7 protein-coding genes are annotated in these 13,845 nt (G+C 68.8%); all 7 read left to right on the top strand.

All coding sequences use genetic code 11. The annotated features are described in order from the left end of the window. Positions 1 to 380 precede the first annotated feature (380 nt). From OPU71_RS14825 to OPU71_RS14855, 7 genes are read left to right on the top strand one after another with little or no spacing between them, the layout of a single operon-like run. On the top strand, positions 381 to 2,045 hold the full coding sequence (locus OPU71_RS14825; RefSeq protein ID WP_267728789.1) for a hypothetical protein: 1,665 nt from the start codon (positions 381 to 383) through the stop codon (positions 2,043 to 2,045). Continuing rightward, positions 2,042 to 3,355, top strand: coding sequence for a hypothetical protein (locus tag OPU71_RS14830; RefSeq protein WP_267728790.1), 1,314 nt, complete (start codon positions 2,042 to 2,044; stop codon positions 3,353 to 3,355). The genes OPU71_RS14825 and OPU71_RS14830 overlap by 4 nt, the downstream gene beginning before the upstream one ends. A 10-nt stretch (positions 3,356 to 3,365) precedes the next feature. Beyond that, positions 3,366 to 4,808, top strand: coding sequence for a hypothetical protein (locus OPU71_RS14835; protein WP_267728791.1), 1,443 nt, complete (start codon positions 3,366 to 3,368; stop codon positions 4,806 to 4,808). A 1-nt stretch (position 4,809) separates the two neighbouring features. Then, the gene (locus OPU71_RS14840; RefSeq protein ID WP_267728792.1) at positions 4,810 to 6,780 is read left to right on the top strand and encodes a hypothetical protein; all 1,971 of its coding nucleotides are present in this window, start codon (positions 4,810 to 4,812) and stop codon (positions 6,778 to 6,780) included. Further along, complete coding sequence (locus OPU71_RS14845) at positions 6,777 to 8,744, top strand: ATP-binding protein (RefSeq protein WP_267728793.1); 1,968 nt, start codon at positions 6,777 to 6,779, stop codon at positions 8,742 to 8,744. The genes OPU71_RS14840 and OPU71_RS14845 overlap by 4 nt, the downstream gene beginning before the upstream one ends. Continuing rightward, complete coding sequence (locus tag OPU71_RS14850; RefSeq protein WP_267728794.1) at positions 8,741 to 12,430, top strand: eCIS core domain-containing protein; 3,690 nt, start codon at positions 8,741 to 8,743, stop codon at positions 12,428 to 12,430. The genes OPU71_RS14845 and OPU71_RS14850 overlap by 4 nt, the downstream gene beginning before the upstream one ends. 58 nt (positions 12,431 to 12,488) lie before the next feature. Next, on the top strand, positions 12,489 to 13,814 hold the full coding sequence (locus OPU71_RS14855; RefSeq protein WP_267728795.1) for a patatin-like phospholipase family protein: 1,326 nt from the start codon (positions 12,489 to 12,491) through the stop codon (positions 13,812 to 13,814). Positions 13,815 to 13,845: the final 31 nt, after the last annotated feature.

Here is a 13,845-nt window from a genome sequence, read left to right on the forward strand (position 1 = left end):
GAGAGCGCCGAGCAGCGCAGCGGGGTCGGGGGATCGGCGCGCAGCGCCGACGGCGAGGACTGTCTGAGCGGCGGGCGCAGCCCGGCGCGAGTTCCGCAGCCGCCCGACTTCGCGAGCAGCGCAGGGAAGTCAGACACGCAGTGTCTGACCGCGAAGGCCGGGTCGCCTTTTCTTGGTTACTTCTTTTGGCGAAGCAAAAGAAGTAACACGCCCGCCGGGGCGGGACCCGGCTTCACCGGCACAGCCGCGTCAAGCAAACAACGCCAACCGCAAGCCAAGCCTGCATCGCATGGCGGCGCTGCGCCAATTCACTGGATTCAAAGACAAGAGGCCCGCGCGGCCTCCCCGCTAACCAACATCCCTCTTCGGGAGAATCGCTCATGAGTGATGCCGCCTTCTCCACTGCCGCCACGCCGTCTGCCCCCGAGGCCGACAAGCGGGTGCGCTACAGCCTGGGCCAGATCCTTGGCGCCGATGAATTCGAGCAGGAGCAGTTCTACTTCCTCGAGCGCGACCGCCAGCACAACCGGGTGCTGCACGGCTACGGCACGGCGCTCGGGCTGGCGGTGTCGCTCTCGGGCAGTGAGGTGCGGGTTGAACCCGGCCTTGCGCTGACGGTGGCCGGCAAGGTGGTGCGGGTTGATGCGCGCCAGTGCGCCGACTTCGCCGCCTGGGTCGGCGCCAATGTCTCCGCCCTGCTGCCGGCGGACGATGCCGGCTTCCAGCGCGCGCATGTGGTGCTGGGCTACCACGAGTGCGATACCAACCGCTTGCCGCTGCCGGTGACGCCCTGCTGCGGTGAAGGCGAGGGCGTGGCGACGCGGATTGCGGAGACCTTCAGCCTCGCCTTCGTTGCCGAGCCGCCGGCGCAGGTGGAAGAGTGGCTCACCGATCGCTTCGGCCGCCTGCTACGCGCGATTCGTCTGGCGCCCGCGCCGGGCACGCCCCTCGCGCTGGCCGATGTACCGCCGCTGGTGCGCACGCTGATCGCCGGTGAGGCGTTGGGTGGGCCGTGGCAGGTTGCGGCGGCGGATTTCGACGCGGTGATCGCGCTCGCCGAACGGGTCTGGATCACCGAAGTGCGGCCGCAAGTCCCGGTGGATGCGGGCCCGCCCGCAGCGCCGACCGTGTTGAAGCCGGAAGAGCCAGTGCTGCTCGCGAGCCTGCGCTTCCGCCTCAATGCCGGCGTGCTGGATGCCGCAACGCTGACGCTCGACGACAGTGCGCGGCCTTTGCTGCTCAACACCCGCACCCTGCAGGAACGCTATGCGCTGGGCCAGACGGCACAGCCGGTGGCGGCCGCGGTGGTCGCGTCGGAAACCGCCTTCGGCCTTGCACCAGCGGTCGGCGTGAGCGAGGCCTACGCGCGTGCCGACCACACCCACGGCAGCCCGCCGATGCCGGTGAGCGGCGGCGATCTCACGGGGCCTATCGACGCCGCGCAGGTCGTCGCCTTGCAGGGCGTCGGCCTGGTTTCAACCGGTGCAGCGAGCGGCCAGTTGCTTGGTTTCGACGGCACGGTCTGGCGGCCGGTGGCGCCGCCCGCGGTGGGCGGTGACCCGGTGGTGCTGGGTGGCGATGCGAACGGCCCGGCGGGTGACAACGTGGTTGCCGGCTTGCAGAAGCGCAAGGTGTCGGACGAGGCGCCGGCACATGGCGATGCGCTGGTGTGGGATGCCGAAGCCGAGGCCTGGCGGCCGCGCCCGGCTGGCGCAGCGGCGTCGCCGGTGCGCGTGGTTGCAGCAGGGGTGCTGGGCTTCAATGGCGCGCGCGGGCCGGTGTTCGGCGGGCTTGAGCTGGTGGACAACAACCCGATGCTGATCCGCTTCGATGGCTATGTGCGGCCTAACTTCGACGGCGGGCACATGTACATCCTGAAAGCGATCGCGATGGGCACGCTCGACAAACCGATCCCGTCGGTAGGCTGCGCTGGCTTCGTCGAGAAGGGCATCCTGATTTCACTCTCCTTCGGCACCGAACTGAGCAGCCTTGAAGCGGGCTGGGAAGTGATGCTCGAAGTCAGCGAGTACGGAGAGAAACCATGAGCGCGCTTGCAGAAGCCGCCGCCGCGGGCTACTTCGATGGCGCCCAGCGTGCGGTGAATTTCTTCGCTGGCCGCCTGCTCTCCGGCCGCGATCTGGCGGATGAGCAGGCGGCCAGCGCCGAGCGTGACGCGGCCATCGCCACGGCCGCCGGCACCGGCATTGCGCGCGGGCTGGTGGTGACGCGTTCACGTAGCGCTAATGGCAGTCTGCTGGAGGCGGTGGATCTGTCGCCCGGCACCGCGATCGCGCCGGACGGCACGGTGCTGCGGCTCGCCTCACCGCTGCGCATCCAGCTGGCGCCGGATACCTCGACGCCGCCACCCCCCAATCTCGGGCCGGGGGCTTTCCGGCTCTGCGGGCCGAAGCCGGGCGGCAGACCCGGGCCTTCGGTGCGTTACGGCACCGCCTTGCAGGTGCTGCTGGTGGGCCCGGCGCAGGCGCTGTCATCCGAACAGGCGCCGGGCGTGTCGGGCGCCGGCAGCGAATCGATCAATCGTTGCGGTGCGCGCTGGCGGCTCAATGGCTTGCGCTTCCGGCTCGCGACGATTCCGGTGGCGCTGCTTGGCGCCGCAGCATCCACGCTGGCCGATACCAGCACCCTGGGCCGCCATCGCGCGCGGCATATCGCGGCCTTTGCGGCCTTGGGCGGAAACGTCGTGGCCGAAGCGCTGGTCGATCCGCTCGGTGGGCTGAACAACCCGCTGCGCGCCTACGGCCTGCTCGATGCCGCCGGTGTGGTGGCCGACGACGAAGTGCCGCTTGCGCTGTTTGGTTGGCAACCGGCTGGCCTGGCCTGGCTCGACATGTGGGCGGTGCGCCGCACGCTACACGAACCGGCTTCGGCGGCTGACTTGCTGCTGCTCGGTAGCGGACGCCGTGCGGCGGAAGGCATGGCCTTCATCCGGCAGTTCGCGCAGCAGGCCGCCGAACTGATCGGCGCCGCCGACTATGCGCCCACGATCATGACGGCGCGCAATGTCTTTGCCTATCTGCCGCCGGTGGGTGTGCTGCCGATCGCCAGTGCCACGCGCCGCGGCATCCAGCCCAACGCCTTCTTCAGCGGGCTGGCTGTCAGCGAGGACGACTACCTCGATGGCGCGCTGCTCGAACCGCTGTGGCGCGGCGCGGCGATGCTGCCGCCGATCGATCTGGCGAGCGAACCGCAGCAACTGATCTGGCGATTCCGATTGCGTGGAGATGGCGGCGCCGAGAGCGGCGCGCTGCTCTTCGGCCACCGGCACCTGCCGCTTCCGGCTGCGTCGCGTGAGAACCGCGCGCGTTTCGATCACGACCGTTACCCCACTTTCTGAGGAGCCCGACATGGCCGACTTCAAAGCCCTCTCTGCCGATGCACTGCGCGGCGATCAGATCCAGCGTACCGGTCTCTCGTCGCTCGCCCAGCCGATGGTGGACACTTCCCTGCTTGGCGATCGGATGACCGTGGCGCCCGGCTTGCTCAACCCCGGCCTGGTCGGGACGATTGATCCGGGCATCCTGCGGCCGCCCCAGCGTCCGACGACGCTCGCCCATGTGCAGCCCGGCGAGCTGATCACCGCGAACTTGATGAACGCGATCATCGACCGCCTCAACGCGCTGGCCGGCGACGTCGGCCCAGACGCGATGAGCGGCGATGTCAGCGGCACCACTGCGGCCAACCAGATCGGCGCGCTGCAAGGGCGCAGCGTGCAGGCCAGCGCGCCGGCAGAGGGTCAGTTGCTCGGCTTCACCAACAACGCGTGGCGGCCGGTGGCGGCCCCGCAAGCGGCGCAGCAGACGCCCGAGATTGTCGCCGCTGCGCTTATCCGCCGCACCAGCGGGGTCAATGACTGGGTCGTCACCTCGCTCAAGGGCAGCGTGGTCAGCAAGGATGCGCGCATGCCGCAACTGGCGTTCAGCGGCTACAACCCGTCCTTCAATCACTACGTCTATCGCCTCACCCTCAAGGACGCCGATGGCAAGGGCGGCATCACGACGGTCATGCCCTACGTGTTCCGTGAGAACCCGGATTACTTTGAACTGGGCTTCCAGCCGCTGAGCCCCGGCGCGAGCTTCGACGGCGGGCTGATCCTGCAACTGGAGGTGGCGGCCTATCCCAAGCTCTTCATCCTGCCGCCGGGCGGCTTCACCTTCCCCGGCGGGATCACGACCATCCCGGGCGGGGTGACGACCATCCCCGGCGGGATCACCAACCCGCCGGGCGGCATTGCGACAAACCCCGGCGGCATCACGACGCTACCGGGCGGGATCACGACCTTGCCGGGCACGGTGATCAATCCGGGCACAGTGATCAACCCCGGCACAGTGATCAACCCCGGCACCGTGCTCAATCCGCCCACCGGCATTGGCGTGCAGCCGGGTGGCATCCTCAATCCGGGTGCGATCAACACGCTTCCTGGCGGCATCACGACCCAGCCCGGAACCATCGCAACGCTGCCAACGGGCGGCGTGAACAGCGTGCCCGGCGGTGTGATTGCGGCGCCGGGCAACTTCACCGGCGTGAATGCCAATCCGGGCCTCTTCAACCCCGTGGGCATCGGGAACACCGGCCTTGCACCCGGTGTCGTTGCCACGCCGGTGGTGGGGGTGGCGCAGCCGGTGGCGCTCGGCAGCTTGTCCACACCGGTGAACCTGGGAGGCAACATGCGCGATCTGCCGACGCCCAAGGCGGCGTCGCGCAAGGCGCCAACGAACACCGCGCCGAAGCCTGCGGCCAAGCCGGCCGCCAAGCGCGCGCCGAAGAAGACACCGCCGAAAGGGCGCTGACATGGACGGCGTGCACATCGTGCAAGCCCGCGTGCGTGGCGCTGCGCACGCCCCCGATGTGCAGGCGCGCCTGGCGCGGCGGGTCGATGCAGCCTTGGGCGCGCTCGATCCGGGCGATGCGATCCTGTGCCTGCGCCGGGCAGGCGGGCGTATTGCGGCCGATGCGCTGGAGCGGCCCTTGCATCGCCCGTCGCCAGACTGGCAAGCCGTCATCACCCAGGCACGCAGCCGCCTGGCCGCGGCGCGCCGGCCCTGGATCGAGTCGGTGGGGCCGGCAGCCGAGGCGGTGCGCTTTGCCGATACCGCCGAATGGCTGGCCTGCGCCGCGCGCGATCTGCTGGCCGGCACGATCGATCACTGGTGGTGGTGCAGCTTGCCGCAGGCAGGTGCCGAAGGCGTGTTCGCCGCCTGGCGCACGCATCCGCAAGCGGTGCCGGCCGCGCTTGCGCTCCTGGCCGGGGAAGGGCGGGCGGTGGCATTCGCACGCGCTTGCGCGCCGCAGGCAGAAGGCTTGCGGCAAGCCCTCGCGCAGTGCTTCGTGATTCCGGCAGGGGCCACGCCGGCACCCGCCGACGCGGTACGGGCCATCGCCGAGGCGCTCGCCGATTGTGCCGGGTTCGAAAGCGCTGATCTGCCCGCCGCCGCGCGCGCCTGGCTGTGGCTGGCCTTGGGGCTGGCCCGGGTGCCGGCCGCTGCCAGCGCCGCGCCCTGTCCGCCAGACACATGGCTGGCGGCACATGGGCCAGCGGCGGCCACCGCGGCTGAGGGCATGGCCGTCGAAGACTTGCCGCGCTTGGCCTTGGGTGATGAGGTGGCCGCGCCGGCGCCCGCCGCCCTTCCGCCTTCCGTGGCCGGGGCCACCGCGAGCGATGAGCCGGCTGCTTTCAGCGCGCCGCCTGTGCCCGCTTCGCAGAGTGCGCAGGGCTTGGCTTCCGCGTACCCGCCCGGTGCCGCCGATGCGGATCGCGCAGCGGGGGCGCAATCACCGGACGAGGCGCCGGCTACGGCCGCGCCGACTGACACCGCAGCCGCAGACGGCCCGCGCTCGCCGCCGGCCGTGCAGTGGCACGACCAAGCGCCGACGCCCCCCGCGCTGCCGGAACAAACGGCGGGCGAACTCCCGGTGCCCGAGTTGCCGCTTATCCCTGCCTTGCAGCAGATCGCGCTACCTTCGCGCGCGGTATCCGGCGCCGCGCACGCAGCGGCGAATACAGCCTTTGTGGCGAGCCCGCTGGCCGCCGTGCAGACCGGGCTCGGTGGCGTGTTCCACCTGCTCAACCTTGCGCTTGCACTGGGGCTCTACCCGGATTTCACCCGCCCCGCCGAACGTGGCATTGGCCTGCACCCCTGGGATCTGCTCAGCCTTCTTGCGCGCAGATTGCTCGGCGCCGCTTTCGATGCCGATCCGCTTGCGACCTGGCTTGCCGCAGCGGCCGGCCGCCCGGCCGAGCTGCAAGCGGGCAGCTGGGCGCCGCCGCCGCGGGCCGACTGGTGCCTGCCAGAGGACTGGTTGGCGCCCTGGGCTGATCAGAAGCGCGCCTGGCGGCAGGTGGTAGGCCCGGATCGACATGCCTTGTGGCATCCGGCCGGCTTCTGCGTGGCCGATCTGCCGCGCCGCGAAGTGCTGCGCGGCAACGACTGGCCCGGCTGGGTAGCGCCACGCCGGATCGCGCAACGCGGCCGGCCGGCGCCGCGCCCGATCGGCGACTGGGCGGATTGGGTGGCACGGCTTGCCCCCTTCGTCGTGGCGCGGCTCGCGGTGGCCACGGGCTTTGCGCCGGATGAGGTGGTCGGGCGTGTGCTGCGCCGCGCCGCGCGCATCGTGCGCAGCGGCGAGGCGCTTGAAGTGCGCATGTCGCTGGCCGCCTTGCCGATCGAATTGCGCCTGGCGGGGCTCGATCGCGACCTCGGGTGGTTGCCCGCGGCCGGATGCGCACTGCGTTACCGCTTCACCGCCGAGGCCGGGCAATGAACGCGCCGCGTGCGCCGCTGGCCTTTGCCGACGTGGCACCCGGCGCGGCCAACCATGCGCGCCTGTTCTTCTTCGGTGCGGTGCTGGCGTGGCTGGCGCCGGCGCTGCGCAAGGCGGGCTCGCCCGATGCGCTGTTCGCGCAGCATCCCTTCCTGCAGGACTATCTGGACCAGATCGACAGGCCGGAACTCGAAGGTCTGCCGCTGGAAACCTGCTGGCAGGTCTGGCATGAGGCCACGGCCGCCTGGGCCGCGCCGCAGTTCAGCCTGCCGATCCGGCGCCTGCAGCACGCGCTCGGGCTGGGCGATGCCGCGATCGGGCTGGTCTTCCAGGTCGGCCTGATCGAGGACGACCCGCGCTTTGCCGCACTGGCGGCCGACTTGCAGGATGGCGCCGCGCGCCCCGCCTGGGGCTGGCTGTCGGCCTGCCACCCGACGCTTGATCCCGACGCGGTGCGCGAACGTTTGCAACAGGTGCTCAAGGCCGGCCTGCTGCTGGCCGAACAGCAGGGGCCGCGCGCGGCATGGCCGCTGGCGGTGCCGCTGGCGGTGTGGGACGCGCTCTGCGCGCGCCCGGTGCAGGACCCGGCCTTGCGCCTGCGCGAGCCGACGCAGGCGCGCGCGCTCGAAGGCCTGGTCGCCCCGCCGGGAGTGGCCGATCTGCCAAAGCCCTTGGCCCTGCGCGGCTTGCCGGGCTGCGGGCGGATGAGCCTTGCCGCCGCGCTCGCGGCGCAGGGCGGGCACGGCTGCCTGAGCCTGCGCGCGGGGGCAGCCACCAGCCTCACCGATCTGGATAGCGCGCGCTGCGTGGCCCTGCTTTCGAACGCGGCGCTGGTGCTCGATGCGCGCCACAGCCTGCCCGATGCCCTGCCGCGCCTTGTCACCAAGGCTGACTACACGCTGCTGCCGGTCGCAGGGGGCGAATTGCCCGCGCAGGTCACACTGCTGCCGCTGCGGCCGCCGACACCGGCGCAGCGCGTGGCGATTCTGCATGAGGCCTGGCTGGCGGCCGGGCGCGACGATTGCCCGGCGGCACTTGCGCTGCCGCACCGTCTGCCCGCCGGGGTGTGGCGGCGTCAGATCGAACGCGCCCTGACGCGGCCCGAACCCGCGCACGCACTGGCCGAACAACTGGCGCACCGGGGCGATGCGGCGCTGGCGGCGCTGGCCGAAGTCTTGCCGACGACGGGCAGCTGGCGCGAGCTGGCACTGCCTGCGCGTGCCACTGAAGAGATGGGCTGGCTTGAACTGCGCTGCCGCCGCCGCGAGGCACTGGCCGATGGCGTGGGCGAGGCGCTCGCGGCCGGCCTCACGCCCGGGGTGCGGGCCTTGTTCAAGGGGCCGTCCGGCACAGGCAAAACCGCGGCGGCGCGCATCCTGGCGGCGCAGTTGGGCAAGCCCGCCTACCGCATCGACCTCGCGCGCACGGTGAGCAAGTACATCGGCGAGACCGAGGCCAACCTCGCGCGCATCTTCGAAGCCGCCGAGGCGATCGACGCGGTGCTGCTGCTTGACGAAGGCGATGCGCTGATGGCAGGCCGCACCGGCGTCAGCAATGCCAACGATCGCTACGCCAACCTTGAAACCAACTTCCTGCTGCAGGCGGTGGAGCGCTTCCACGGCATCCTGCTGATCACCACCAACAGCGCTGAGCGGATCGACAGCGCCTTCCTGCGCCGTATTGATGTGACGATCGACTTCCCGGCCCCGGATGCTGCGGTGCGCGAGCGCATCCTCGCGATTCAGCTGCCGGCCGATCATGCGGTGCCGGCGGCGGTGCTGTCGCGCTTTGCGGCGCGCTGTGCGCTGTCGGGCGGGCAGTGGCGCAACGTGGTGCTGCATGCGGCGCTGCTGGCGCTTGATGCCGGTGGCGTGATCGACGCGGCGGCGCTCGAATCGGCGATCCGCCGTGAGTACCGCAAGAGCGGGCAGGTCTGCCCGCTGCGTGAGGGGGGCGAAACATGAGCGCGGTGGCACGCGCAGCGGTTGCGGCGCGGCCTGCGCCGGCCGCGCCAGCGCGTGCCCGCCCGGCCCAGGGCAGCGCGCAGCGCATGCCGGGGCGACTGGGCGCTGGCCAGCCGCTGGCAATGCCGGTGCGGCGCCGGCTGGAGCAAAGCCTGCGGGCCGATCTTTCCGCCGTGCGGGTGCATACCGATGCCGCCGCGCAGCGGGCGGCCGAACAGGAGGGCGCCCGTGCCTTCGCCTACGGCAACGACATCGTGCTCGCGCGTGGCGAGCGGCCCGACGACATCGCCTTGCTCGCGCATGAAGCGGCGCATGTGATCCAGCAGCGCGGCCCGGCGCGGCCACGCGTGCAGCGCTTGGGCGGCGGCAGCGATGCGCTGGAGGCGGAGGCGAGCCGCGCAAGCGCCGCGGTGGTGGCGGGCACCGGTTTCTCGGTGGTCGGGCGCACCGAGGGCGCCACGGTGCAGCGCAAGCCGGGCTTGCTGGCGCGTGGTGCGGCGCTGCTCGGTAGCGCGGTCAACACCGTTGTGCAGGCCGGCGCGGATGTGGCAATGGATCTGCTGCGCCGCTATGCCCCTGAGTTGGTGCCCTTCATCGAGAAAGGGCCGGCTGGCATCGTCGACTGGCTCAAGGAGAAGGTCACCAGCGGATTCGAGCGGCTGATTGATAGCGTAATGGCGCCGGTCCGCAGCATTGCCGGTGCAGGCAAGTCGCTGGTGGCGCGCTTTGCGCCAATGATCGCCTGGGTGCAGGAAGCCGTCGGGAAGATCGCGGCGAATGACTGTTCGCCCTTGCGGCAGGCGGCCGCGAAGATCGAGCAACTTGCAACGCGCTTGCTGCAACCGATCGTCGAGAAGCTGCAACCCGTGGTCAAGAAGGTCGAGGACCTCTGCAAGGCGCTGTGGGACAAGGTGGGCGCCCCGGTGTGGGGCTGGATCAAGAAGATCGCCAAGCAGCAGTGGGACAAGATCGAGCAGTTCGCCACCTGGGTGTGGGACAAGTGCGCACCGATCCGCAAGGCGCTTGCCGCGGCGTGGACCTGGGTCAAGAACAAGCTGGGTATCGGTGAAGGGCCTGAAGGACAGAACGGCATCCTGCAGTGGGTGCAGGGCAAGGTCGAAAAGGTCTGGGATGCGATCAAGCAAGTGCTCGAGCCCTACAAGAAGCAGATCGCGACCGTCACGGCGGTGGTGGCCGGGCTTGCGATTCTTGCGTCGCCGGCAGGGCCCTTCGTCGTGCTGGCAGCGGCGGTCGTGGGGGTGGTGCAAGGGGTTCGCTGGATCAAGGCGAACTGGAAGGGCGATCTGGTGGTGCGCGGCCGTGCCTATCTGCAGAACACCCTGCTCCCTAGCCTGCAGCGCGCCGCACAGCGATTTGGCAGCGGGCTGGTGGGTTTTGCGCGCAGTCTCTCGGGCGCCATCGGTCGCCTGGCCAAGGCTGCCGGCGGTTGGGTGGGGGCGGCCGCGGGGGTCGGTCTGGCGTTCATCGTGCGTGCCACGCAGTGGGTCGCCGATCAGATTGAAGCGCTTGCGGCCTGGGCCAGCGGCAAGCTCGTCAGCCTTGCTGATGCGGTGATTGCCGGGTTCACCCTGCTAGGGAGCTTCATTACCCGCGCGATCAACTTCTTCAAGCGCATTGCCAATGTGGTGCTCGACGTCTGGGGCATCCCTGTCCTGCTGGCCGAGAAGATCTGGGACATGATCCCCAAGTGCATCCGCGACCCCTTCGTGGATTTCCTGATCCCGATCATCCTGCGCCAGATCGAGCTGTTTGAAGCGCTCGTGCGTGACGGCGAGGCCTGGGCGCGCACCAAGACCGAGATCCGCGCGCTGATCAAGCTGGTGTTCAAGAACCGCGATCTGATGGGGGCGGTGAAGGCGAGTTTCCGCCTCGTGCTGCGGGTGTTCGACGTGCCGCCCGAGCTGCTGGGCGAACTGATCAGCAAGGCCTTCTCGGTGTGGGACCGCGTGATGCGCGCGCCGATCGCCTTCGTGCGCAACGCGGTGCGCGCCACCGGCGCCGGCTTCAAGCGCTTCGGCAAGAACATCCTCAGCCACCTGGGTTTTGGCATCGAGGGTTGGCTGTTCGGCGAGCTTGCCGAGAAAGGCATCAGTGCGCCAAGAAGCTGGAAAGACCCGATGGCGGTGTTTGGCTTCGCGCTCGATGTGATGGGCTTGTCGGTGAATCACATCTTCGAATTGCTGAAGAAGCGTTTCGATCCGGCAAAGGTCGCCAAGCTCCAGGTCTGGATGCGCCGCTTTGGCAGTGCCATCGCGTGGGTGCGCGGCGCGATTGATACCTCCAAGTCGCCGGCCGAGAACACCAAGGGCATCATCGACAAGGCCAAGGAATTTGGCAGCACGGTGCTGCAGGGCGTGGCCGAATGGGTGGCGGGCAAGGTGGCCGAAGAGATCGCCATCGTCGCGGCCGCGGCGGCGGCGTCCGGCGGTTTGTCGGAGATCGTCGACATCGCGCGGCGCATCTACAAGGTGTTCAAAACGGTCAAACGCTACGCGCAGCAGATCATCCGCATGGCGATCAGTGCGCTCGACTCGGCATCCGAAATCGCCAGTGGTGCCATCGACAAGGCCGGTGCGCGGGTGGAAGGGTTGATGCGGCGCGGCATGCCGATCGTGATCGGATTCCTCGCTGAGCAGGTGGGCCTGGGCGGTGTCGGCAAGAAGATACGCGAGCTGGTGGACGCGATTCGCGCCAAGGTGGATGCGGCGATCCTGTGGCTGATCGACAAGGTGAAGGGCGCAATCGAGGCGGTGCTGGGGGCGATCAAATCGGCGGTGGCGGCGTTGATTGACTGGTGGCACGAGCGGGTCGACTTCAAGACCAAGTCGGGTGAGTCGCATTCAATCCAGCTTGAAGGCGAACCGCCGCACGTGAAAGTGATGGTGCACAGCGACGTCACCAACCTGAACGCGACGATTGGGGAAATCGATGATCCGGGTCTCAAAGCATCGGCTACGGTCAAACGCGACGAGATCGCAACGCTGATGGGCGATCTGAAGACGATCAACGCGATCAAGCCGGAGGACGCGAAACCGGCCGATATCGAGCGTGGCAAAGCCAAGAAACAGGCGCTCTACGAAGCGATGGATGCTGTCGCGAAGATCCTGGTTGATGCCGGCGTGCTCGATGGCCTGTCAGCTGATGACGTGCCCAAGCAGTCGCCTTCTTACGGAGGCCTCCAGGCGAGCAAAATCGTGCCGGGTGAATCGCTGGGCGGTCGCAGCATGGTCATCAATGGGCTGACGAAACAGAACGCGGGCGACGGTTCCGCAACCGGGTCGGCGCCGAACGCCAAGGTTTGGGATCTGATCCGAAAAGTGCATGGCCAGCGCTATGTGCAGGGGCATTTGCTCAACGCAAAGCTGGGCGGCCCCGGCGGTTCCTTGTCGAACCTTTCGCCGATTACGTCATCGGCAAACGGCCTGCACAAGAATCGCGCCGAGGTCGACGTCAAACAGTTGGTGCTCAGCGAGAAGAAGATCCTGCGCTACTCGGTGCAGGTGAACTACCCCGGCGGCAGTCCAAGCGACATCTTTGATGAACTCGCCACCAGTCTTTCTGTGGAGTGGCAGCAATTGCGGGCCAAGAAGAAGGGCGGGGGCGTCAGTTTCACGCCGTTTGGGCCAACGCTGTCGGTGTCGATTCCGAATCCTCAACCCACCTAGGCGTTCTTCCGGATTCGAATGGTGATGCCGGAACCTCATTGAAGAAAAGGAGCAAACCATGCCTCAAACCGCAAGCGACTTCATCGTGCGCGTTGAGCCTGTTCTGACTGAGTTACGGGCCAAGGGCCTTCACCAGCGCGTCTACAGCGACGTGATCGACGACGCCGGTCACCAGTATGTCGATCTGGTGATGGAAGGCGGCGGCGTGCTGGGCGTGGCGCTGCTGGGCTATGTCTATGTGCTGGAGCAAGCGGGCCTGCGCTTTTCCGGCCTCGGTGGCGCGTCGGCCGGGTCGATCACCGCGCTGGCGCTCGCCGCGCTTGGCGCGCCCGCGGTGGCCAAGAGCGAACGCCTGACCGAGATCGTCGCCAACATGCCGATGGAGAGTTTCGTTGACGGCAAGGACGACGAGGATGACGACGCGCCGGACTTCATCAACACCATGCTCAAGCGACCGGGGCTCGCGAAGGGTTTGTGGAAGGCGATGCAGGTGGTCGACAACATGAACGAGATTCATGGCCTCAACCGTGGTGCGCGTTTCCACGCCTGGATGCGCGACATCGTCCTGGGCGATGCGGTCGCCAGCACCACCGCGCTGCGCCGCCTGATGGGCACCACCCCTGCCGGATGGCGGCTGCGCGACGGCACGCGGCATCGGGCTTCGCAACTGGAAGGGCGCGATGCGCTGCCACCGCTTGATCCGGCAAAGGATTACCTGTGCGTCGTGGCGGCCGACATTGCAACCGAGACCAAGGTGGAGTTCCCCCGCATGGCGGACCTGTACTGGGCCGACGTGGGCGCGGTGAACCCGGCGGACTATGCACGCTGCTCGATGTCGATTCCCTTGTTCTTCGCCCCGGTGCGCGTGCCGCTGGCGCTGCGCGATGCGGCGCATGTGAAGCGCTGGGAGGACATGGCGGGCCTGGTGGCCGACGACAACATCGGTTTCCCGCCGCCCGAGGCGGTGTTCGTGGACGGCGGTGTGCTGTCGAACTTCCCGATCGATGCCTTCCACAGCACCCACAAGGTGCCGACGCGGCCGACCTTTGGCGTGAAGCTGCAATGGGATGAACGCGCCCACACCATTACCGGGCCGCTCAAGCTGATCACGCAGACCTTCAATGCCTCGCGTCACTGCCTTGATTACGAGTTCATCCGCAAGAACCCGGACTTCAGGCAACTGGTGGCCTACATCGACACCGCCGATCACGACTGGCTCAACTTCCGGCTCAGCGACGAGGCCAAGCTCGACCTTTTCGAGCGTGGCGCGAAAGCGGCGCTCGATTTCCTTGAAGGCTTCGACTGGGAGCGTTACAAGGACACCCGCGCCAGCCTCATCGGCGCCTACCAGGAATCCTGGCGGCCGCAGACGGTCCAAGTCTGAGTGGGTGTGGCGGGCCCCGCAGCGGTGCGGG

This window comes from Niveibacterium sp. 24ML (genome assembly GCF_026586805.1).
Lineage (GTDB): Bacteria > Pseudomonadota > Gammaproteobacteria > Burkholderiales > Rhodocyclaceae > Niveibacterium.